Origin of the sequence: Micromonospora sp. WMMD1274 (genome assembly GCF_049179035.1) — a bacterium.
GTDB lineage: Bacteria > Actinomycetota > Actinomycetes > Mycobacteriales > Micromonosporaceae > Micromonospora > Micromonospora tulbaghiae.
Genome location: NZ_JBMHMG010000001.1, coordinates 4,939,626 through 4,959,954, shown reverse-complemented (window position 1 = coordinate 4,959,954; position 20,329 = coordinate 4,939,626). Strand labels below are relative to the sequence as shown.

General features: G+C 75.3%; 16 protein-coding genes and 1 riboswitch. Of the genes, 7 read left to right on the top strand and 9 right to left on the bottom strand.

Annotation, left to right across the window (positions count from 1 at the left end):
- Positions 1-74: 74 nt before the first annotated feature.
- Positions 75-398: a hypothetical protein gene (locus tag ACN27D_RS23595; RefSeq protein WP_421500010.1), complete on the bottom strand. Its 324-nt coding sequence runs from the start codon at positions 396-398 to the stop codon at positions 75-77.
- 189 nt (positions 399-587) lie between these two features.
- On the opposite strand from ACN27D_RS23595, the gene ACN27D_RS23590 reads away from it, so the two are divergent.
- The 3 genes from ACN27D_RS23590 to ACN27D_RS23580 are packed head-to-tail and all read left to right on the top strand — an operon-like array spanning position 588 to position 6,683.
- On the top strand, positions 588-5,354 hold the full coding sequence (locus ACN27D_RS23590; protein WP_421501190.1) for an Lhr family helicase: 4,767 nt from the start codon (positions 588-590) through the stop codon (positions 5,352-5,354).
- A 40-nt stretch (positions 5,355-5,394) separates the two neighbouring features.
- Positions 5,395-5,898: a GNAT family N-acetyltransferase gene (locus ACN27D_RS23585; protein WP_421500009.1), complete on the top strand. Its 504-nt coding sequence runs from the start codon at positions 5,395-5,397 to the stop codon at positions 5,896-5,898.
- Positions 5,895-6,683: an SAM hydrolase/SAM-dependent halogenase family protein gene (locus tag ACN27D_RS23580; RefSeq protein WP_421500008.1), complete on the top strand. Its 789-nt coding sequence runs from the start codon at positions 5,895-5,897 to the stop codon at positions 6,681-6,683. Before ACN27D_RS23585 ends, ACN27D_RS23580 begins: the two co-directional genes overlap by 4 nt.
- 117 nt (positions 6,684-6,800) lie before the next feature.
- Here ACN27D_RS23580 and ACN27D_RS23575 read toward each other — a convergent pair whose 3' ends face one another.
- Positions 6,801-8,051, bottom strand: coding sequence for a hypothetical protein (locus ACN27D_RS23575; protein ID WP_421500007.1), 1,251 nt, complete (start codon positions 8,049-8,051; stop codon positions 6,801-6,803).
- A 108-nt stretch (positions 8,052-8,159) separates the two neighbouring features.
- On the opposite strand from ACN27D_RS23575, the gene ACN27D_RS23570 reads away from it, so the two are divergent.
- Positions 8,160-8,981 carry a DNA-formamidopyrimidine glycosylase family protein gene (locus ACN27D_RS23570; RefSeq protein ID WP_421500006.1) on the top strand — a complete coding sequence of 274 codons (822 nt, stop codon included), beginning with the start codon at positions 8,160-8,162 and terminating at the stop codon, positions 8,979-8,981.
- 129 nt (positions 8,982-9,110) lie between these two features.
- A complete protein-coding gene (locus ACN27D_RS23565; protein WP_421500005.1) occupies positions 9,111-12,782 on the top strand; it encodes a fibronectin type III domain-containing protein in 3,672 nt (1,223 codons plus the stop codon).
- Positions 12,783-13,283: 501 nt separating this feature from the next.
- Here the strand turns inward: ACN27D_RS23565 and pspM are convergent.
- From pspM to ACN27D_RS23530, 7 genes are all read right to left on the bottom strand, one after another.
- Positions 13,284-14,045 carry a phage shock envelope stress response protein PspM gene (pspM, locus tag ACN27D_RS23560; protein WP_120571087.1) on the bottom strand — a complete coding sequence of 254 codons (762 nt, stop codon included), beginning with the start codon at positions 14,043-14,045 and terminating at the stop codon, positions 13,284-13,286.
- 16 nt (positions 14,046-14,061) lie between these two features.
- Positions 14,062-14,913, bottom strand: coding sequence for a PspA/IM30 family protein (locus tag ACN27D_RS23555; RefSeq protein WP_013284702.1), 852 nt, complete (start codon positions 14,911-14,913; stop codon positions 14,062-14,064).
- 127 nt (positions 14,914-15,040) lie between these two features.
- The gene (locus ACN27D_RS23550) at positions 15,041-15,481 is read right to left on the bottom strand and encodes a helix-turn-helix domain-containing protein (RefSeq protein ID WP_121684125.1); all 441 of its coding nucleotides are present in this window, start codon (positions 15,479-15,481) and stop codon (positions 15,041-15,043) included.
- A 208-nt stretch (positions 15,482-15,689) separates the two neighbouring features.
- Positions 15,690-16,247 carry a CinA family protein gene (locus ACN27D_RS23545; RefSeq protein ID WP_252453971.1) on the bottom strand — a complete coding sequence of 186 codons (558 nt, stop codon included), beginning with the start codon at positions 16,245-16,247 and terminating at the stop codon, positions 15,690-15,692.
- 59 nt (positions 16,248-16,306) lie between these two features.
- Positions 16,307-16,888: a CDP-diacylglycerol--glycerol-3-phosphate 3-phosphatidyltransferase gene (gene pgsA, locus ACN27D_RS23540; protein ID WP_358170475.1), complete on the bottom strand. Its 582-nt coding sequence runs from the start codon at positions 16,886-16,888 to the stop codon at positions 16,307-16,309.
- A gap of 47 nt (positions 16,889-16,935) precedes the next feature.
- Positions 16,936-18,438 (bottom strand): 30S ribosomal protein S12 methylthiotransferase RimO, encoded by a 1,503-nt coding sequence (gene rimO, locus ACN27D_RS23535; protein WP_421500004.1) that lies wholly within the window; start codon positions 18,436-18,438, stop codon positions 16,936-16,938.
- 49 nt (positions 18,439-18,487) lie between these two features.
- A complete protein-coding gene (locus ACN27D_RS23530) occupies positions 18,488-19,411 on the bottom strand; it encodes an ornithine cyclodeaminase family protein (protein ID WP_199733122.1) in 924 nt (307 codons plus the stop codon).
- Positions 19,412-19,507: 96 nt separating this feature from the next.
- A riboswitch (guanidine-III (ykkC-III) riboswitch) is annotated at positions 19,508-19,572 on the top strand.
- A 59-nt stretch (positions 19,573-19,631) separates the two neighbouring features.
- Here ACN27D_RS23530 and ACN27D_RS23525 point away from each other — a divergent pair.
- Together ACN27D_RS23525 and ACN27D_RS23520 are read left to right on the top strand one after the other, a co-directional pair.
- A complete protein-coding gene (locus ACN27D_RS23525) occupies positions 19,632-19,946 on the top strand; it encodes a DMT family transporter (RefSeq protein WP_120571093.1) in 315 nt (104 codons plus the stop codon).
- Positions 19,947-20,032: 86 nt separating this feature from the next.
- Positions 20,033-20,275, top strand: coding sequence for a hypothetical protein (locus ACN27D_RS23520; RefSeq protein ID WP_121684120.1), 243 nt, complete (start codon positions 20,033-20,035; stop codon positions 20,273-20,275).
- Positions 20,276-20,329: the final 54 nt, after the last annotated feature.

Sequence of the window (20,329 nt, the reverse complement as noted above, 5' to 3'; positions counted from 1 at the left end):
CGGGCGCGCTCCCGGACACGAACTCCTTGATCACCGGGGCGGCGGGAGGGCGGAAGGGCGGGGTGCGGCGGGGGTCAGAGGGTGGGGTTGGGGGTGGCCAGCTGACGGGCGGCGCGGTCGACGGCGCGCTGGGCGGCGACCAGGGAGCGCAGCGGCAGCCGGGCGTCGCGGCTCTCCCGGCGCTGGACGAAGTAGTGCACGGCGGCCCGGACGCGGGCGCGGTCGGCGGCGCTGGAGCGGGCGGTCGCCAGGATCATCTCGCGCAGCCGCGCGGCCAGTTCCTCGGCCAGTTCGAGATCGGGGCCGTGCAGCGCGGCGCGGAGCGCGGCCAGGCGACTGTCGACCTTGCGGATGAGCACGTCGGTTCCGGAACCCAGACCTCGGTCCTCGACGGTCATCCACGCCTCCACCCCACGCCGCATCGCGAGTGAAGTTACTTTATGTTGCAGCCCACAAGCAAGCAGTTAAGTAAGACTTAACGGAATAATCGCCCATTCCATTCTCGGGCTGTCGCGGGCGGGACGGAACGGTCCGGCGGCGGGCCGGATGTCACACCGGCGCGGCAGGATGGGAGCGTGGCGGACGAGGTGACCCCGGCGAGCCGGCCAGGCGGGTCAGGCGGGTCAGGCAGGCCGGGCGGTGTCCTGGCGGAGTTCGGCGCGGCTACCCGGGAGTGGTTCACCGCGGCGTTCGCCGCGCCCACCCCGGCCCAGGAGGGCGCCTGGCGCTCGGTGGCCGCCACACGCAACGCCCTCGTCGTCGCGCCGACCGGCTCCGGCAAGACGCTCGCGGCGTTCCTCTGGTCACTCGACCGGCTCGCCAAGGAGCCGCCGCCGGCCGATCCCCGGCGCCGCTGCCGGGTGCTCTACGTCAGCCCGCTCAAGGCGCTCGCCGTCGACGTGGAACGCAACCTGCGCGCCCCGCTCACCGGCATCCGCCAGGCCGCCTCCCGGCTCGGCCTGGTCCCGCCCGACATCACCGTCGGCATGCGGACCGGCGACACCCCGGCCGACGAGCGCCGGGCCTTCGCCCGCACCCCGCCGGACATCCTCATCACCACGCCCGAGTCGCTGTTCCTGCTGCTCACCTCCGCCGCCCGCGACTCGCTGCGCGGCGTCGACACGGTGATCGTCGACGAGGTGCACGCGGTCGCCGGCACCAAGCGCGGCGCCCACCTGGCGCTGTCCCTGGAACGGCTCGACGCGCTGCTGGAGCGTCCCGCCCAACGGATCGGGTTGTCCGCCACCGTCCGGCCGATCGACGTGTGCGCCCGCTTCCTGGGCGGCGCACGCCCGGTCGACGTGGTGCAGCCGCCGGCGAACAAGACCATCGAGGTCAGCGTCCAGGTCCCGGTGGAGGACATGACCCGCCTCGACGAGCAGGAGCCGCCGGAGGACGACCTGGGCGGCCTCGCACCCCGCCGCCCGTCGATCTGGCCGGCGGTCGAGGAACGCGTGTTCGCGCTGATCCGCGCGCACCGGTCCACGATCGTGTTCACCAACTCCCGGCGCAGCGCCGAACGCCTCTGCGCCCGCCTCAACGAGCTGGCCGCCGAGGAGCTGGAGGCGGCGTCCGCCCCGGAGGGCAGCCGCGTGGCCCGGGGCGGGGAGCCGGTGCGCGTATCCGATCTGCTGCCCGGCCCCGACGGCCCGCCGGCCGGCGACGGGGCCGGGCTCGACGACGGCGGCGGGCCCGGCGCGGTGTCCGGCGGCGAGCCGGGCGACGGGGGCCGGGTACGGCGGGGGGCGGCAGCGTTCGGCGGCCCGGTCGGACCGCCGCGGCAGCCGGCGGAGGTGATGGCGCAGTCCGGCGCGGCGGCCGGGGCGCCGGCGGTGATCGCGCGGGCGCACCACGGCAGCGTGTCGCGGGAGGAGCGCAAGCAGATCGAGGAGGCGCTCAAGTCCGGCCGGCTGCCCGCCGTGGTCGCCACGTCCAGCCTGGAGCTGGGCATCGACATGGGCGCTGTCGACCTGGTGGTGCAGATCGAGGCGCCGCCGAGCGTGGCGGCCGGGCTGCAACGCGTCGGGCGGGCCGGGCACCAGGTCGGCGCGGTCTCGCGCGGCGTCGTCTTCCCCAAGCACCGGGGCGACCTGCTCTCCTGCACAGTGGTGGCCGAACGGATGGGTGTCGGGGCGATCGAGGAGCTGCACTACCCGCGCAACCCGCTCGACGTGCTGGCCCAGCAGATCGTCGCGATGGTGGCGCTGGAGCCGTGGCGGCTCGGCGACCTGGCGATGCTGGTCCGGCGGGCGGCGCCGTTCGCGGAGCTGCCCGACTCGGCGCTGCACGCGGTGCTCGACATGCTCTCCGGGCGCTACCCGTCGACCGCGTTCGCCGAGTTGCGTCCCCGGCTGGTCTGGGACCGCGCCACCGACGTGCTGACCGGCCGGCCCGGCGCCCAGCGGCTCGCCGTGACCAGCGGCGGCACCATCCCCGACCGGGGCCTGTTCGGCGTGTTCCTGGCCGGCGCCGAGCGGGCCGCGCGGGTCGGTGAGCTGGACGAGGAGATGGTCTACGAGTCCCGGGTGGGTGACGTGTTCCTGCTCGGCTCGTCGTCCTGGCGGATCGAGGAGATCACCCCCGACCGGGTGCTCGTCTCCCCCGCGCCCGGGCAGGCGGCCCGGATGCCGTTCTGGAAGGGCGACCAGCTCGGCCGCCCGGTCGAGCTGGGCCGGGCGATCGGTGCCCGGGTCCGGGCGCTGCTGCGGCAGTCCGACGCCGACGCGGTCGCTGCGCTGCGGGCCGGCGGGCTGGACGACTGGGCCGCCGGCAACCTGATGAACTACCTGCGCGAGCAGAAGGCGGCCACCCGGTCGCTGCCGGACGACCGGACGGTGGTGGTCGAACGGTTCCGCGACGAGCTGGGCGACTGGCGGCTCGCCGTGCACTCGGTGCTCGGCGCCCGGGTCAACGGGCCGTGGGCGCTGGCGATCGGCCGCCGGCTGGCCGAGCGGTACGGCGTTGACGCCCAGGTCATGCCCTCCGACGACGGCATCGTGGTGCGCCTGCCGGACACCGCGGACACCCCGCCCGGCGCCGACGTGGTCGTCTTCGAGCCGGACGAGATCGCCCAGCTCGTCGAGGAGTCGGTGGGCACGTCGGCGCTGTTCGCGTCCCGGTTCCGCGAGTGCGCGGCCCGATCGCTGCTGCTGCCCCGGCGTGACCCCCGGCGGCGGCAGCCGCTGTGGCAGCAACGCCAGCGCGCCGCGCAGCTGCTCGACGTGGCCCGCGAGTACGCCGACTTCCCGGTCACGCTGGAGGCCGCCCGCGAGTGCCTCCAGGACGTCTTCGACCAGCCCGCCCTCGGCGAGCTGATGCGCGACCTGGCCGCCCGCAAGGTACGCCTGGTCGAGGTGGAGTCCGAGCGCCCGTCGCCGTTCGCGAGGTCGCTGCTGTTCGGGTACGTCGGCGCGTTCCTCTACGAGGGCGACGCGCCCCTGGCCGAGCGGCGGGCCGCCGCGCTGGCGCTCGACTCCGGGCTGCTCGGCGAGCTGCTCGGCCGCGTCGACCTGCGGGAACTGCTCGACCCGGAGGTGCTCGCCGAGACCGCGCGCCAACTGCGCTGGCTCACCGAGCAGCGGCGGCCCCGCGACCCGGAGGACGTGGTCGAGCTGCTGCGCGTGGTCGGTGACCTGAGCGGCGCCGAGCTGGCCGAGCGGGGCGTACCGGAGTCCTGGACCGACGAGCTGGCGGCGGCCCGGCGGGTGCTGCGGGTCCGCATCGCCGGCGAGGACCGCTGGGTGGTCGTCGAGGACGCCGCCCGGCTGCGCGACGCGCTCGGGGTGGCGCTGCCCGTCGGGGTCGCCGAGGCGTACCTCGCGCCGGTGGCCGATCCGCTCGCCGACCTGGTCGCCCGGTACGCCCGCACGCACGGCCCGTTCGCGGCGGCCACCTGCGCGGCCCGGTTCGGGCTCGGCGTGTTCGTGGTGGAGCAGGCGCTGCGCCGGCTCGCCGCGAACGGCCGGGTGGTCTCCGGCGAGTTCGCGCCGGACAGTGTGGGCACCCAGTGGTGCGACGCGGAGGTGCTGCGCCTGCTGCGCCGCCGCTCCCTTGCCGCCCTGCGCCGGGAGATCGAACCGGTGCCGCCGCGCGCGCTCGCCGCGTTCCTGCCCCGCTGGCAGCAGGTCGGCTCGTCGGCCCGGGGCGTCGAGGCGGTCGCCGCCACCGTCGAGCAGTTGCAGGGCGTGAGCGTGCCGGCGTCCGCGCTGGAACGCCTGGTGCTGCCCGCCCGGGTCGCCGACTACTCCCCCGCCCAGCTCGACGAGCTGTGCGCCGGTGGCGAGGTGGTGTGGGCCGGCGCGGGCGCGATCTCCGGCGGCGACGGGTGGGTGACGCTCGCGTACGCCGACGTCGCGCCGCTGCTGCTCCCACCGCCGGACGAGGCGCTGACGCTGACCCCGCTGCACGAGTCGGTGCTCGACGCGCTCACCGACGGGCAGGCGCTGTTCTTCCGCTCGCTGTCCGACCGGGTCGGCGCCACCGACGACGCCGCCCTGTCCGGCGCGGTGTGGGATCTGGTCTGGGCCGGTCACCTCACCAACGACACGCTCGCCCCGCTGCGGGCCGCGCTCGGCGCCGGCGGGGCACACCGGTCCCGGCCGTCGGCGCCGCGCACCCGCTACCGCCGGCCGGGCCGGGTGGCGCTGCCCAGCCGGGGCGGCCCGCCCACCATGGCCGGTCGGTGGTCCCGGCTGCCCGAACGCGACCTCGACCCCACCCGCCGGGCCGCCGCCCTGGCCGACCTGCTGCTGGAACGGCACGGCGTGGTGACCCGGGGCGCGGTCGTCGCCGAGCAGGTCACCGGCGGCTTCGCCGGGGTCTACCCGGTGCTGTCCGCGATGGAGGAACGCGGGGCGGCCCGGCGCGGCTACTTCGTCGAAGGGCTCGGCGCGGCGCAGTTCGCGGTGCCGGGCGCGGTGGACCGCATCCGGGCGCTCGCCGACGACTCCCAGGGCCGGGGCGGGCCGACGGTCGTGCTCGCGGCCACCGACCCGGCGAACCCGTACGGCGCGGCGCTGCCCTGGCCCGAGCGCGTTGTCGACTCCGGCGACGGAGCGGCGCCGGCCACCGGCCACCGGGCCGGGCGCAAGGCGGGTGCGCTGGTCGTGCTCGTCGGCGGCGACCTGGTGCTCTACGTCGAGCGGGGCGGCCGGACGATCCTGTCGTTCACCGACGACGCCGACACGCTCGGCGCGGCCGGCAAGGCGCTCGCCGACGCGGTGCACTCCGGTGCGCTCGGCGCGATCTCGGTGGAACGCGCCGACGGCGAGGCCGTGAACGCGTCCCCGCTGCGCGACGCGCTGACCGCCGCCGGTTTCCGCGCCACCCCGCGCGGCCTGCGCCTGCGCGGCTGACCGCCCGGAGTTCCGGGGAGCGGGAACGTAGGGTGTGCCGGTGGCCTCGATCCGGGTACGTCAGGCGCGCGACGAGGACCGCGCCGCGCTGACGGCGTTGCACGAGCGGGAGTGGGGCGGGCCGGTCGTGGTGGTCCACGACACCCGCTACGACCTGCGTGACCTGCCCGCGCTGGTGGCGGCCGACGACGGCGGCGCGTTCGCCGGTGCGCTGGTGTACCGGGTCGACACCGACGGGCTGGAAGTGGTGAGCCTGGCCGCGTCGACGCCCGGCACCGGGGCCGGCAGCGCCCTGCTGGCCGCCGCCGAGGAGGTGGCCGCCGCTGCCGGGGCGGACCGGATCTGGCTGGTCACCACGAACGACAACCTGGGCGCGCTGCGCTTCTACCAGCGCCGGGGGCTGCGGATCGTCGCGGTGGACGCGGGCGCTGTGGACCGGGCCCGAGCCGTCAAGCCGGCCATTCCGCACGTCGGCGCGGACGGGATCCCGCTGCACGACGAGCTGCGCCTGGCGCGGCACCTGCCCCCGGCGGGCGACAAGTGAACGGCACCCCTCGGTGTGTCTCGCTGACCACCGACTACGGGCTGTCCGACGGGTTCGTGGCCGCGTGCCACGGGGTGCTGGCCCGGCTCGCCCCGGCCGTCCGGGTGATCGACGTGACGCACCTGATCCCACCGGCCGACGTACGCCGGGGCGCGGCGGTGCTCGCGCAGACGGTGCCGTACCTGCCGTGGGGCGTGCACGTGGCGGTGGTCGACCCGGGTGTCGGCACGACGCGGCGCGGGATCGCGCTCGCCGCGCCCGGCGGGCTGCTCGTGGGGCCGGACAACGGGCTGCTGGTCCCGGCCGCGGAGGCGCTCGGCGGGGTGACCGCCGCGGTGGAGCTGACCAACCCGGACTGGCTCGGCCCGGCCGTGTCCCGCACGTTCCACGGGCGGGACGTGTTCGCGCCGGTGGCCGCCCGGCTGGCACTCGGCGCGCCGCCGGGCGAGGCGGGACCGGCAGTGGACCCGGGCGCGCTGGTCCGGCTGCCGGAACCGGTGGTACGCGCCGAGCCGGGCGGCCTCACCGCCGAGGTGCTGACCGTCGACCACTTCGGCAACGTCCAACTCGCCGCGCCGGGCGCGCTGCTCGACGGCCTGCCGTCCCGGGTCCTGGTGAACGGCCACGAGGCGGTGCACGGCCGCACGTTCGGCGACGCCGAACCCGGCGCCCTGGTGGTCTACGTCGACTCCGCCGGCCTGGTGGCCGTAGCGGTCAACACCGGCCGAGCCGCCGACACCCTCCAAACCACCCCAGGCGCCTTGATCAGAATCACCAACCCCTGACCCCGCCTCCCCCCGCGATCTTGCAGTTGATGCCCCGGCACAAAGGGCGAATGCCCCGGCGAGAGGGCCGAAACTGCAAGATCGCGGAGGAGGTCGGCGAGGGGAGGGCGGCACGGGTCAGCAGCGGGGGACTGTGCCGCCGTAGATCGAGGACAGGTAGGCGTGGCTGACGTAGTTGCCGCCCACCAGGCGGTACCACCTCGTCGTGGTGCGGTACGTACCGGCGATCTTCTGCCCGGTCACGTAGCACTGCACCGGCACGTGGGCGTACGTGGCGGCCAGCCCTCGGCTCGCGTACGAGGTGCTCGCCCCGGCGCGCAGGTTCAGCGGCCCGGAGCCGACAACGGCCCGCGCCCCGCCGCCGGTCCACAGCAGCGTCACGTCCACCCACGCGTTGTCGGTGAGCCGCAGCCCGTCCCAGAACGTCCCGTCGGCCAGGTCCAGTCCGGCCGGGTTGCGCACGGTACGGCCGAACTGGTCCCGCCCGCCGTTGTAGTTGTCCTGGTAGGCGGCCTGCGCCTCCGGCTTCCCGCGCGGCAGGTCCTTCCAGTTCTCCCGGACCGAAGCCGGGTTCCACCAGTCGTCCCGGGTGTTCCACGGGCCGACGTCCCAGACCGGGGCGTACTCGCAGCGGCTGCCGCTCGTGGTGCAGACCTTGACCGTGTAGTCGCCGGTGCCGCGCGGGGACAGGCCGCGCCGGGTGGGCAGCGCCGCGAAGTGGTCCCGGGTCCGCACCGTGTGCCCGTTGGCGGTGATACCGCCGACCAGGCCGATCCGGGTCGCGTACACCCGGTACTTGAGCGCGGCGGCCGGCTGGACCGCCGTGGTGGCGACCGAGTCGGCGGCGAGCGTCAGCCCGGTGACGGTGGCCTCCGACGCGGAGTCGCTGGTGGTCAGCACCACGCGCGCCTGGACCCGGCTGACCGGCTGGTCGAACACCGCCTCGGTGGCGTCGCGCCACTCGGTCCAGCTGCGGGCACGCCAGCCGCGTACCTGGGCCACCGCCGTACCCCCGTCGCCGGTGCGCGCGGCGAGCTGTGCGCGTACCCGGGTCGCGGGCCGGTCCAGGGTGCGCGGCGCGGAGAGCAGGATGCCCTCGGCGACCGGTCCGGCGACGGCGGCCGGGCGGGTGCGGGCGGTGGGCCGTGGGTCGGCCAGCCGCAGACGGCCGGACCGCCAGGCGACGTTGACGTCGTCGCCGCCGGCGACGGCGAGGTCGACGGACCAGCGTTCGGAGCCGGGCGCGGCGGCGCGTGCCGGTGCGGCGGTGGGCGGGGGCGCGGCCTGCGCGGGCGTGCCGGGCAGGCCGGCGGCCACGGTGAGCAGGGCGGTCAGGGCGACGACGGTACGACGTCGTAGATGTGCCATCAGCATTCTCCTCAGAACCCCCTGATCGTTGCGTTTCCGCAGATCAAGTGGAACCTCAGTACAAATAGCGACACATGCGAATTCCATTCGGTAGGGGACAATGGCGGGGTGCCCGAAGGCGACACCGTCTGGAACACCGCGCGCGTCCTGCAACGCGCGCTGGCCGGGGCCCGGCTCACCGGGTCCGACTTCCGCCTGCCACAGCTCGCCACCACCGACCTGACCGGCTGGACGGTGCGCGAGTCGGCGAGCCGGGGCAAGCATCTGCTGCTGCGCCTGACCGGCACCGACGCCGAGCCCTGGACGCTGCACTCGCACCTGCGGATGGACGGCGCCTGGCGGGCGTACGCCCCGGGTGAGCGCTGGACCGCGCGGCCGGCGCACCTGATCCGGGTGGTGCTGCGCTCCCCCGCCGCGGTCGCCGTCGGCTACCACCTGCACGAGCTGGCGCTGGTGCCGACCGCCGACGAGGAGTCGCTCGTCGGCCACCTCGGGCCGGACCTGCTCGGCCCGGACTGGGACGCGGACGAGGCGGTCCGCCGGCTCGCCGCCGACCCGGAGCGCACCATCGGCGAGGCGCTGCTCGACCAGCGCAACCTGGCCGGGGTGGGCAACCTCTACAAGTGCGAGGTGCTGTTCCTGCGCGGCGTGTCGCCGTGGACGCCGGTCGGCGCGGTGCCGGACCTGCCCGGCACTGTCGCGCTGGCCCAGCGGCTGCTGGCGGCCAACCGGGGCCGCTGGACGCAGAGCACCACGGGGGTGCTGCACCGGGGTGGCACCAGCTACGTGTACGGCCGCCGGGCGCAGCCGTGCCGCCGCTGCGGGACCGCCGTCCGCAAGGAGGAACTGGGCGAACGGGTCACCTACTGGTGCCCGGCCTGCCAGCCCGGCGTGGAACTTCCACCAAACGCCCAAGATCGGCCGAGATAGGGACGATTGGGTACTTCCGCCTCACCCCTGTGACGTCGCATGCTGCGGTGGACCGCTCACGGATCGTCAGCAGCGCGTACGCCCGCCACGCCGGGGTGTCGGCCGGCGCGCCCCGACCCGGGGAGAGCCATGGTGCTGTTCCGCCGCAGCCGGCCCGGACGTCCGGACCGCGCCGCCATCGCCGCCGTCGTCGCCGAGGAGACCACGCCGCCCGTGCCCGCCGGCGCCCCGACGCCCGCCGGTTCCGTCGCGCCCGCCGTTCCGGCCGCTCGCGGCGGCGACGAGGAACCGGGCGGCGGCCCGGCCCCGGCCAGCCTCGACCCGGCCGCCGTCCCGCGCCTGTTCGGCCCGGTGCCGAACACCGCCGCCAGCCCGCTGCCCACGCTCGACCCGGACGGCCACCCGGTCCCCGGCACCGGCATCCGCAAGTTCGTCGACCCGCTGCCGCTACCCGGGCAGCCGGCCACCGCCGGGCTCGGCGCCCGCCTGCCCGTCGCCGTCCCCGACACCATCACCTGGCCGGGCTGCGACTACTACGAGATCGGCCTCCAGGAGTACGCGCAGCGCCTGCACCGCGACCTGCCCGCCACCCGGCTGCGCGGCTACCGCCAGCTCAACCTGGGCACCGACCCCTCCGGGCACAACACGGTCAGCCCGCCCGGCCGCCCCTGGCACCTCGGCCCGATGATCGTGGCCCGGCGGGGCCGCCCGGTGCGCATCAAGTTCATCAACCAGCTCCCCACCGGACGGGCCGGCGAGCTGTTCCTGCCGGTCGACGAGACAGTCGACGGCGCCGGTGACGGGCCGCTCGACGGTCCCGCGCCGTACCCGCAGAACCGGGCCGTGCCGCACCTGTCCGGCGCGCAGACCGGGTGGATCAGCGCCGGCAACCCGTGGCAGTGGGTGACCCCGGCCGGTGAGATCACCCCGTACCCGACGGGTGTGGGTCTGACGCCGGTGCCGGACATGCCGCCGCCCGGCGCGGGCGCCACCACGCTGTACTTCCCGAACGACCAGAGCGGCCGGCTCATGTGGCTGCACGACAACACGCTCGGCCTGTCCCGGCTCACCGTCTACTCCGGGCAGATCGCGCTCTACCTGCTCACCGACCCGGCCGAGGAACGGCTCGTCGACGACGGCGTGCTGCCCGCCGACCAGCTCCCGCTGGTGATCGAGGACAAGACGTTCGTACCCGACGACGCGCAGCTCGCCGCCCAGGACCCCACCTGGGACCGGGACCGCTGGGGCGCCAAGGGCAGCCTCTGGCACCCGCACGTCTACCAGCCGCGGCAGAACCCGTACCGGCTCACCGGCACCAACCCGACCGGACGCTGGGACTACGGGCCGTGGACCCACGACCCGGACGGCGGCGCCAGCCCGTGGGTCGCGCCGGTGCCGAACCCGCACCACGACCCCGACACCGACCCCGACGAGCCGCCGCTGGTACCGGGCGTCCCGCACCCGTCGGCGGTCCCCGACGCGTACGGCGACACCCCGCTGGTCAACGGCGTGGCCTACCCGTACCTGGAGGTGGCGCCACGGGCGTACCGGTTCCGGATCCTCAACGCCTGTGCGGACCGGGCGCTCAACCTCCAGCTCTACCGGGCCGCCTCGGACGCGCCGATGTGGGCGCCCGACGGCAGCCCGGCCGACCCGGACGCCGGTGAGGTGCCCATGGTCGAGGCGGTACGCGCGCCGGGGCGGCCCGCCTACTGGCCGACGGACGGACGCGACGGCGGCGTGCCCGACCCGGCCGCCGCCGGACCCGAGATGATCCAGATCGGCAACGAGGGCGGCCTGCTCCCCGCCCCGGTGGTGCTGACCAACCGGCCGGTGGACTACCGGTACGACAGGCAGGACCCGACGGTGCTCAACGTGGACGGGCACGCGCTGCTGCTCGCCCCCGGCGAACGCGCCGACGTGGTGGTGGACTTCTCCACAGTGGCCCCGGGCAGCACGCTCATCCTCTACAACGACTGCCCCGCGCCGCTGCCCCGGTTCGACCCGCGCCACGACCACCACACCGGCGCACCGGACCGCACCGCCGCCGGGGGCCTGCCGCCGGCCCGCCCCGGTTACGGCCCGAACACCCGTACCCTGCTCCAGATCCGGGTCACCGGCACCCCGGCCGAGCCGTACGACACGCGGCGGCTCGCCGACCGGCTACCAGGGGCGTACGCCCGCAGCCAGCCGCCGCCGATCGTGCCGCAACCCGCGTACGACGCCGCGATCGGCACCTCCACCCCGCGCCCGACGCTCGTTCCCGCGCGGGCCACCTCGGTCACGTTCACCCCGGCCGGCGCGACCGCCCCGGTCACGTTGCCGCTGGCGGTGAAGTCGGTCGGGCAGGTGTTCGAGGCCCGGCACGGCCGCGCGGTGGGACGGCTCGGCGTCGGCCACCCGGTCGCCGGGCCACTCGCCCCGGCCACCCTGCCGCTGGGACCGGCCGACCCCGCCACCGAGGTGCTGCACGCCACCGACCCGGCCGTGGCGGTCGGCGCGCCCGGCGACGGCACGCAGCTCTGGCGGATCGTCGGCGACGCCCCGCGTACCCACCCGGTCCACATCGAGGGCTGCGACGTGCAACTGGTCAACCGGGTCGGCTGGGACGGCACGGTCCGCCCGCCGGACCCGGGCGAGCTGGGGTGGAAGGACACCGTCCGGGTCAACCCCCGGGAGGACGTCGTGGTGGCGCTGCGTCCCGTACCGCCCGCCCTGCCGTTCAAGATCGGCGACAGCGTACGGCTGCTCGACCCGACCCGCCCGGCCGGCGCACGGCTGGACGCCGGCCCGGTCAGCCCGGTGGACGGCCGTCCCGCGGTCGTGGTCAACCAGCTGGTGAACCTGGGCTGGGAGTACCGCTGGCAGACCCGCTCCGCCGGACTGCGCGACCAGGGCATGAGCCGCCCGCTGGTGCTGCGCGTGGCGCCCAAGGCGCCGACCGGGCTCACCGCCACCCCGGCGCCCGGCAGCGCCACCGCACTACCCGCCATCGCGCTGACCTGGACCGGCAACGGCAGCCGGCCCGTACCCACCAGCCACCGGCTGCAACGCGCCACCGACAGCACCTTCACCACCGGGCTGACCGAGATCACAGTGGCCGCCACCGCCACCCGGTACACCGACGCCACTGTCACCCCCGGCGTCACCTACCACTACCGGATCCGGGCCGAGAACGCGGTGAGCTGCTCGTCCTGGTCCAACGCCGTACCGGCGGCGGTGCACCTGGCCGCGCCGACCCGGCTGACCGCGGTGCTGCCACCGACCGCGCCGCTGCGGGTGGCGCTGCGCTGGGCCAACCACTCGTTCGCCACCGGAGTGGACGTGCAGCGGGCCACCAACCCCACGTTCACCAGCGGTCCGGGCACCACGGCCATCGCCGTGGGCGAGGCCCACGTGGACCCGGCCGTCGCGCCGGACACCACCTACTACTACCGGGTACGCACGACGTACCTGGGCGCCGCCTCCCCCTGGTCCACGGTGGCCGCGGTGACCACCCCGGCCCGGCCGGCCGCGCCGACCGGGGTGAGCGTCACCGCGAGCGTGTCCGGGCCGGACACCGCGACCGTGACGGTGAGCTGGTCGGCGCCGACGCCGGCCGGGCCGGGTGCCGGGTTCATCGTGCAGCGCGCCACCGACGCCGCCTTCACCCGCGACCCGGCGACGTTCCACGTAACGGGCCGCGGCTTCACCAACACAGGCCTGGCCCGCGGTGCGACCTACCACTACCGGGTACGCGCCACAAACGTCGTAGGCACCTCCCCCTGGACCCCTCCCACCCCCAAAACCACCCCCACCTAACCCACCCCTCTCCCTCGGCGTTGATCATGAAGTTAGCGGCAGTTTCAGAGATCAACATCCCCGCCAACTTCATGATCACCCAGCCGGGGCCCCCGCTCCCCGGGCGTTCGGCCCCGCCCTCGCCCGGTGATCAAGGAGTTTGGGTCCTGTAGCGAGTCCGATCCGGACACAAACTCCTTGATCACGGGGGCGAGCGGAGAGAGCGGACAGCGCAGAGAGCGGAGAGGCCGGCGGACGGCGCGCCGCCGCGCCCGGCAGGAACCCGGTGATCATGAGGTTGGCGGCAGGAATGGAGATCAAAAGTGCCGTCAACCTCATGATCGTGCAGGTCGGGCGGGCCGGCCGGTCCAGGGCGCCAGGGCGCACAGGTGATCAAGGGGTTTGTGTCCGGATCCGGGCGGTGGGAGGACACAAACTCCTTGATCAACGGGGAGAGCCGGGAGCAGGGCCGGGGGCAGGGCCGGGAGCAGGGCCGGGGAGACAGCGAGGCAGGGAGGGCTGTCAGGGGGCGCGCAGCGGGGTGCGGAGTTCGGCCAGGGCGGAGGCTACGCCGTGCAGCAGGTCGGTGGCCTCGGTCAGGCGCGCGGCGGCCGGGTGCTCGGTGTTCGGGCGTGCGTCCTCGGCCACGTAACCGGCGGCGGCCACCACCAGCCGCTCGTACGCGGCCACCCCGTCCTCCAACTGGGTCACCAGCGTTGCGTGCACCTCGTTCAGCGGGCTCTGCGGGGTCAGCTTCGCCGCGCGTTCCACGCCCGCCACCCGGGTCGCCAACTCGCGCAGGGACCGGTCGGCCTCGGCCGCCTCGCGGACCGCCGGCTCGGCCAGCCCGGTGAGCCGACCGGCCAGCCCGGCCAGGGTGAGCGCGGCCCGGTCCAGCCGGGCCCACGGTTCGGCCGCGGCGGTGCCGCGCAGTGCGAGGCGGGAACGGACCCGGCGTACCTCGGCCACGACGCCCGGGCCGACGGGCAGCCGCTCGACGGCGGCGACCAGCCGGGCGCGGGAGCGGGCGGCGGCCTCGGCCGGGTCGAGCGCGGGCGGTGGCGGCACGGCGGCGAGCGCGCGGTGGTCGACCCAGCGCCAGGCGGCCACCGCGATCGCGCTGCCCGCGGCGCCGGCCCAGGCCGCGTCCGCCAGACCCAGTCCGGCGTACGGGGTCAGCACCGCGGCGGCGCCGCCGAGCCCTCCGGCCAGCACGCTCCACCGCCGCGCCGAGTTGCGCAGCCTGCGCAGTCTCCGGAAGTGCCGGGCCCGTTCGTCCGCCATCGTGTCCGCCCCTCCGTCAGCCGGTCGTGGTCTCCCCGGTGCCGCGTTCCCGGCTCATGCTGGCCCGGATCTCGTCGAGCCGGGCGGCGGCGGCCGGGTCGGCCGGCTGCCCCACGGCGGGGGTCTCGGACCGGCTGCCGAGCTGCTCGCCGGCCATGCTCGACCGGATCTGTTCCAGTCTCGCCGATCCGGCCGAGTCGAGCGTGGCCTTCTGGATCTCCAGCATCCGGCCCTCGACCGAGTTGCCGGCCAGTTCGGCCCGGCCCATGGCGGTGGCGTAACGGCGTTCGATCCGGTCGCGTACCTCGTCCAGCGAGGGGGTGTTGGCGGGCGCGGTGAGCGACGACATCGACTCCAGCGAGCGGGCCACGCTCTCCTGCATCTTGGCCTGCTCCAGCTGGCTGAGCAGCTTGGTGCGCTCGGCCAGCTTCTGCTGGAGGATCATCGAGTTGTTCTCGACCGCCTTGCGGGCCTGTGCGGCCGCGCCGAGCGCCTGGTCGTGCAGCGTCTTGAGGTCTTCCAGCGCCTGCTCGGCGGAGACCAGCTGGGTCGCGAGCATCTGGGCGGTCTGCTCGTAGCGCCCGGCCTCGGCCTCGTCGCCCCGGCCCCGGGCCTGGTCGGCCACGGCGAGCGCCTGCCGCGCGTTGCCCTGGAGCTGCTCGACCTCGGTCATCTGCCGGGACAGCTTCATCTCCAGCTGGCGCTGGTTGCCGATCACCGCCGCCGCCTGCTGGACCAGCGCCTGGTGCTGGCGCTGCGCCTCCTCGACGGCCTGCTGGATCTGCACCTTCGGATCGGCGTGCTCGTCGATCTTCGCGCCGAAGAGCGCCATCAGGTATTTCCAACCCTTGACGAACGGGTTCGCCATCTCCGCCTCGTCCCCTCAGTAGCGTCGCGCCTACATCGTCCCAGCCGGACGCCACTCCGGCACCCGTACGCTCCTGATCAACAGTACGACGCGAACGCCAGCACTGCCCACGACGCCGTGGCCGGGGTCAGGCGGCGCAGACCACATCCCGCTCGGCGGGGCGTACGCGGGTGCTGCGCAGCGTGGCCTTGAGCGGCGAGTCCTGCCGGACCTGGACGGCGACCCCGCCGTCGGAGGTGACCTGGCGGACACCCCTGTTCGTCGCCTTGCGGACGGCGGCCGGGGCCACCGGGGCCGGCTCGTCGGCCACCGGCACCAGCACGCCGGGCATCTGCTCGGCCAGGGCGACCGTGTCGCTCACCTCGCGCAGCAGCTCGGACAGGCGGGCGCCGAGCGCGTCGCAGATCGCGGCCAGCAACTCGCTGGAGGGTTCCTTCTGGCCGCGTTCGATCTCGGAGAGGTAGCCGAGGCTGACGTTGGCCGCGGAGGAGACCTCGCGGAGGGTGCGGTGCTGCCCCTGCCTGCGTGCGCGCAGCGCGTCACCGATCACCCGGCGTAGCAGGACCATCGCACCTCCCCCTGAGCGGGACCACCATCCCCGGCCGTTCGCGTCGCGCCGGACGCGGCGGACCGCTCCGGCGCCGACGGCGACCGCCGGAGCCTTCCCGCAACCGTACCCGTTGGTCGCCACGACGACATCCCACCCCGCCTCCCCAATCCGGGCGGATCGGCCGGTCCGGCGGTCCCGCCGCCGGGCGTGCCGGTGTGACGCCGGCTCACCGGTGGCCGGCCCCGGCCGGATCGGGCGCGCCGGCGTCCTGGGGGAGCTGGATGCGGTCGGCGAGCAGGCGCAGCGCCTCGATCACCGCGGCCGAACGGATGTGGTCGCGGCCGCCGTCGAGGTCGAGCCGGCGCACCTGCGTGCCGTCCGGCCCGGCGACCGCCACGTAGACCAGGCCGACCGGCTTGTCGTCCTGCGGTTCCGGCCCGGCCACACCGGTGGTGGCCAGGCCCCAGTCGGCGCCGCACCGCTGCCGTCCGCCCTCGGCCAGCGCGGCCGCCACGTCCGGGTCGACCGGGCCGCGGTCGGCCAGCAGGTCCTCCGGTACGCCGGCGAGCGTCGCCTTGAGTTCGGTGGCGTAGACCACCATGCCGCCCCGGTAGATCGAGCTGACCCCGGCGATCTCCACGATCGCGGCGGCGAGCAGGCCGCCGGTCAGCGACTCGACGGTGGCCAGCGTCTCGCCGCACTCGTGCAGCCGGTGCACCACGGCGGCCGCCGGGCTGCCGGCGGGCCGGTGGTCTCTCGCGTCGGTGTCCATGCCCGCCCCCATTTCCCGCACCGCGCCGGCTTACTCGTCCGCCGCCCGGATCGACGGACCCGCCGACCGGCTCAACGGGCCGGGCGGCGCAGCCGCAACGCCTGGGCGATGTAGTCGAACCCGGTGACCACGGTGACCACCACGGCCGCTCCCATGATCCACGGCCCGATCGCGGCGAGCGCCTCCGGCATCGGCCAGAGGTACCAGGTGATGGCCAGGATCTGCAGTGCGGTCTTGACCTTGCCGCCCCGGCTGGCGGCGATCACCCCGTGCCGGATCACCCAGAAGCGCAGCCCGGTGATGCCCAGCTCGCGGGCCAGGATCACCGCCGTCACCCACCAGGGCAGCCGGTCGTAGAAGGAGAGCAGCACCAGGGCAGCGCCGGTGAGCGCCTTGTCGGCGATCGGGTCGGCGACCTTGCCCAGCGAGGTGACCAGTTCGTACCGGCGGGCGATCCAGCCGTCGACCAGGTCGGTCGCGGAGGCCACCACGAAGATCACGCAGGCGGCCGTACGCCAGCCCGCGTTGCTCATACCGGAGGCGATCACGGTGGCCGCGAAGACCGGCACCAGCACCAGGCGCGCGCCGGTCAGCAGGTTCGCCGCGTTGAGCAGCGGTACGGGGGCAGCCGCCGTCGACTCCGCTCCCGTCATGTCCCGCATCGCCCCACGTGGCTTCCCCGCTCCGTCCGGGCCCGCCGTCACCGTACCGCGCCGGGCGCCGCCGAGATCATCTCATCCGGTACGGCGACCAGGTCGACACCCTCGGTCGCGGTCACAGTGGCCCGGACCAGGTCGCCGGGGCGCAACGCGGCCAGATCCACGCCGCCGCCGACGGGCGCGACGAGCGTGGTCGAGCCGTCGACCTCGGGCGCCTGGTGGGCGGCTCGCCCCTCCACCACGCCGTCGGCGGTCGAGTCCACGAGCACCTCCACCGTCGCGCCGAGGCGTTCCTCGGCGCGCTGCGAGCAGAGTTCGTCGGCCAGCGCGCTGAGCTTGTCGTACCGCCGCTTGATCGTGGCGGCGGAGACCTTGCCGGTCAGGCCGGCGGCCTCGGTGCCGTCCTCGTCGCTGTAGTCGAACATGCCGATCGCGTCCAGCCGCGCCTCGGTGAGGAACCGGACCAGCTCGGCCACGTCCTGCTTCGTCTCGCCGGGGAAGCCGACGATGAAGTTGCTGCGCGCGCCCGCGTCCGGCGCCAGCTCGCGGGCGGAGGCGAGCAGTTCCAGGAACCGGTCGGTGGAGCCGAAGCGCCGCATCCGGCGCAGCACCGGCTCGCTGGAGTGCTGGAACGACAGGTCGAAGTACGCGGCCACGCCCGGCGTGGTGGCGATCACCTCGACCAGGCCGGGCCGGGTCTCCGCGGGCTGGAGGTAGCTGGCGCGGACCCGCACGATCCCGTCGATCGCGGCGAGCTGCGGCAGCAGCTTCTCCAGCGCGCGGGGGTCGCCCAGGTCCTTGCCGTACGAGGTGGAGTTCTCGCTGACCAGCACCAGCTCCCGTACGCCGGTCTTGGCCAGCCACTCGGCCTCGGCGAGCAGCTCGTCGGGGGTACGCGAGACGAACGCGCCGCGGAACGCCGGGATGGCGCAGAACGCGCACCGCCGGTCGCAGCCGCTGGCGAGCTTCAGCGAGGCCACCGGGCCGGTGTCGAGCCGGTGCCGCAGCACCTGCCGCAGGTGGGCCGGGGTGTGCGCGTCGGTCTCCGGTGCGACCCGGGTCGGGGTGCCGTGCCCGGGCAGCGACACCGCCGCGTCGCGGCGCTTCACCGGGGTCAGCGGCAGCAGTTCCCGCCGGTCGCGGGGGGTGTGCGCGCCGATCGCCTCGCCGGCCAGCACCGAGTCGAGCCGGGCGGCGATGTCCGGGTAGTCGTCGAAGCTCAGCACCGCCTGCGCCTCGGGGAGACTGTCGGCCAGCTCACGGCCGTACCGCTCGGCCATGCACCCGGCGGCGACGACCTTGGCGCCGGTGTCGGCGGCGGCCAGCAGCGTCTGGATCGAGTCCTGCTTGGCCTTCTCCACGAACCCGCAGGTGTTCACCACCACCACGTCGGCGCCCTCGCCGTCGGTGGTGACCTGCCATCCGTCGGCGTGCAGCCGGGCGGCCAGCTCCTCCGAGTCGACCTCGTTGCGGGCACAGCCGAGGGTCAGCAGGGCGACGCGGCGCCCGTCGGATCGCGGGGTGGAGGAGGAGGCAGACACCATCCGAGGGTACCGGGCCGGTTCCGGACCGCCGCGCACCCGTCCGGCCGGTTCAGCGGGCGGGAACGGCCACCCGGGCCAGCCGGTCGAGGAGGAACACCTCCGTGCCGGCCAGGCCGGTGGAGCAGAAGACCGAGATCTGGTCCGCGGTGGTCCGGCCCGGAAGCGCGCCGGCCAGCACCGCGCCCAGGTCACGCAGCCGCCCGGCGTACGGCTCGACGGCGGCGAGCATCGGCGGCACGTACGCGGCGGCCTGCCCGGGCGAGTCGGTGACCAGCAGGTCGGCGGCGTCGAGCAGGTCGGTGCCGAACTCGTGCCGGTCGGTCTGCTTGAAGCCGACCGTGTTGACGTGGGTGCCGGGGGCCAGGTCGGCGGCGTCGAGCACCGGGGCGGTGCTGGTGGTGGCGAGCACCACGACGTCCCGGTCGCGTACCGCGGCGGCGGCCGAGCCGACGGCGCGGGCCGGCACGTCCAGTTCGGCGCGGACCCGCGCGGCGAACGCCTCCCGCCGGGCCGCCGAGCGGCTGTACACGGTCACCTCGCGCAGCGGCCGGACCGCCGCCGCGGCCCAGACCTGGGTCCAGGCCTGCCGGCCGGACCCCACCACGCCGACCGTGGCGGCGTCCGCGCGGGCCAGGGCGTCGACCGCCACGCCACCGAGTCCTCCGGTACGCCGGGAGCCCAGCTCCTCGCCGACGGCGATGGCGCGTACCGCGCCGGTGGTCGCGTCGTGCAGCACGACGAGCTGACCGCTCTCCGGGTGGCCGAACGTGTCGTACGAGCGGAAGCCGTACCACTGCCCGGTGAGGTGCCCGGCGGTGAGCACCATCCGGCCCCCGTCCAGCGGCGCGGACGCCCGGGGCGGGGCGATGAGCCGCCCGGCGTACGCGGCCAGCAGCGCGTCCCGCATGGCCGCGACGGTGAGCGGGGCGTCCACGGCGGCCGCGACGTCGTCGTCGGAGAAGAGCAGGGTCATGGCGTCCATCCTGCAACTTGAAGTTGACGTCAACTCCACCCATGGTGGCCTTTCTCACCACGCCGCCGGTCCGGCCCGCCCGGTGCTACCGTCGGCCACGACGGCCCCAGGGCCGTCCCGGACGAGTGGTGGCGTACCCGGTCAGGCCAAGACGCCCCGCGTGACCCGACCGTCGCCCGGCCCGCTCCCGCGCCGGGCCCGTCCGTCAGAGGTGATACCCATGGCCTGGATCGTGCTGGTGATCTCCGGACTGCTGGAGACCGCGTGGGCGATCGCGCTGGACCGCAGCGCCGGCTTCACCCGTCCCCTCCCCTCCGCCGTCTTCGCCGTCACGCTGGTGGCGAGCATGGCCGGCTTGGCGTACGCGCTGCGCGACATCCCGGTCGGCACCGGCTACGCGGTGTGGGTGGGCATCGGCGCGCTCGGTACCGCGCTGGTCGGCATGCTCGCGCTCGGCGAACCGGTCAACCTGCCACGGGTGGCCTGCCTGCTGCTGGTGGTGGCCGGCGTGATCGGGCTGAAGCTGTTCAGCTGATCGGTGCGTCATCCGGTTTGGACGGTGCGGCGCCCGGGGTACCGGATCCTCCGTAGCCACAGCGAGATCACTCACGGAGGAACCCCATGGCCGACATCCACGCCGGCGCCCGTCCGCGCAGCAACGCCGCCCGCATCTGCACCATCGTCGCGTTCGTCTTCGCGGCCCTCGCGCTCTTCGTGTCCCCGCTCATCTTCGGCATCCTCGGGATCGTCCTCGGCATCGTCGGCGCCGTCCTCGGCGACAAGCCGCTGGGCTGGTACGCCGCCGCCGCGAGCGCGGTCGCCGCGGTGCTCGGCACCGTACTCTTCGCCGCGCTGATCAACTGACCCGGAACCGCCGACGGCGGCTCCCACCTGATGGTGGGGGCCGCCGTCGTCCGT

What these genes read in the sequence shown, in the direction of transcription:
- ACN27D_RS23550 (WP_121684125.1), bottom strand. Translation starts at nt 15,481, where the DNA reads ATGGTCCTGCTACGCCGGGTGATCGGTGACGCGCTGCGCGCACGCAGG.
- ACN27D_RS23575 (WP_421500007.1), bottom strand. Translation starts at nt 8,051, where the DNA reads ATGGCACATCTACGACGTCGTACCGTCGTCGCCCTGACCGCCCTGCTC.
- ACN27D_RS23530 (WP_199733122.1), bottom strand. Translation starts at nt 19,411, where the DNA reads ATGACCCTGCTCTTCTCCGACGACGACGTCGCGGCCGCCGTGGACGCC.
- ACN27D_RS23545 (WP_252453971.1), bottom strand. Translation starts at nt 16,247, where the DNA reads ATGGGGGCGGGCATGGACACCGACGCGAGAGACCACCGGCCCGCCGGC.
- ACN27D_RS23555 (WP_013284702.1), bottom strand. Translation starts at nt 14,913, where the DNA reads ATGGCGAACCCGTTCGTCAAGGGTTGGAAATACCTGATGGCGCTCTTC.
- ACN27D_RS23525 (WP_120571093.1), top strand. Translation starts at nt 19,632, where the DNA reads ATGGCCTGGATCGTGCTGGTGATCTCCGGACTGCTGGAGACCGCGTGG.
- ACN27D_RS23520 (WP_121684120.1), top strand. Translation starts at nt 20,033, where the DNA reads ATGGCCGACATCCACGCCGGCGCCCGTCCGCGCAGCAACGCCGCCCGC.
- ACN27D_RS23565 (WP_421500005.1), top strand. Translation starts at nt 9,111, where the DNA reads ATGGTGCTGTTCCGCCGCAGCCGGCCCGGACGTCCGGACCGCGCCGCC.
- pspM (WP_120571087.1), bottom strand. Translation starts at nt 14,045, where the DNA reads ATGGCGGACGAACGGGCCCGGCACTTCCGGAGACTGCGCAGGCTGCGC.
- rimO (WP_421500004.1), bottom strand. Translation starts at nt 18,438, where the DNA reads ATGGTGTCTGCCTCCTCCTCCACCCCGCGATCCGACGGGCGCCGCGTC.
- ACN27D_RS23595 (WP_421500010.1), bottom strand. Translation starts at nt 398, where the DNA reads ATGACCGTCGAGGACCGAGGTCTGGGTTCCGGAACCGACGTGCTCATC.
- pgsA (WP_358170475.1), bottom strand. Translation starts at nt 16,888, where the DNA reads ATGACGGGAGCGGAGTCGACGGCGGCTGCCCCCGTACCGCTGCTCAAC.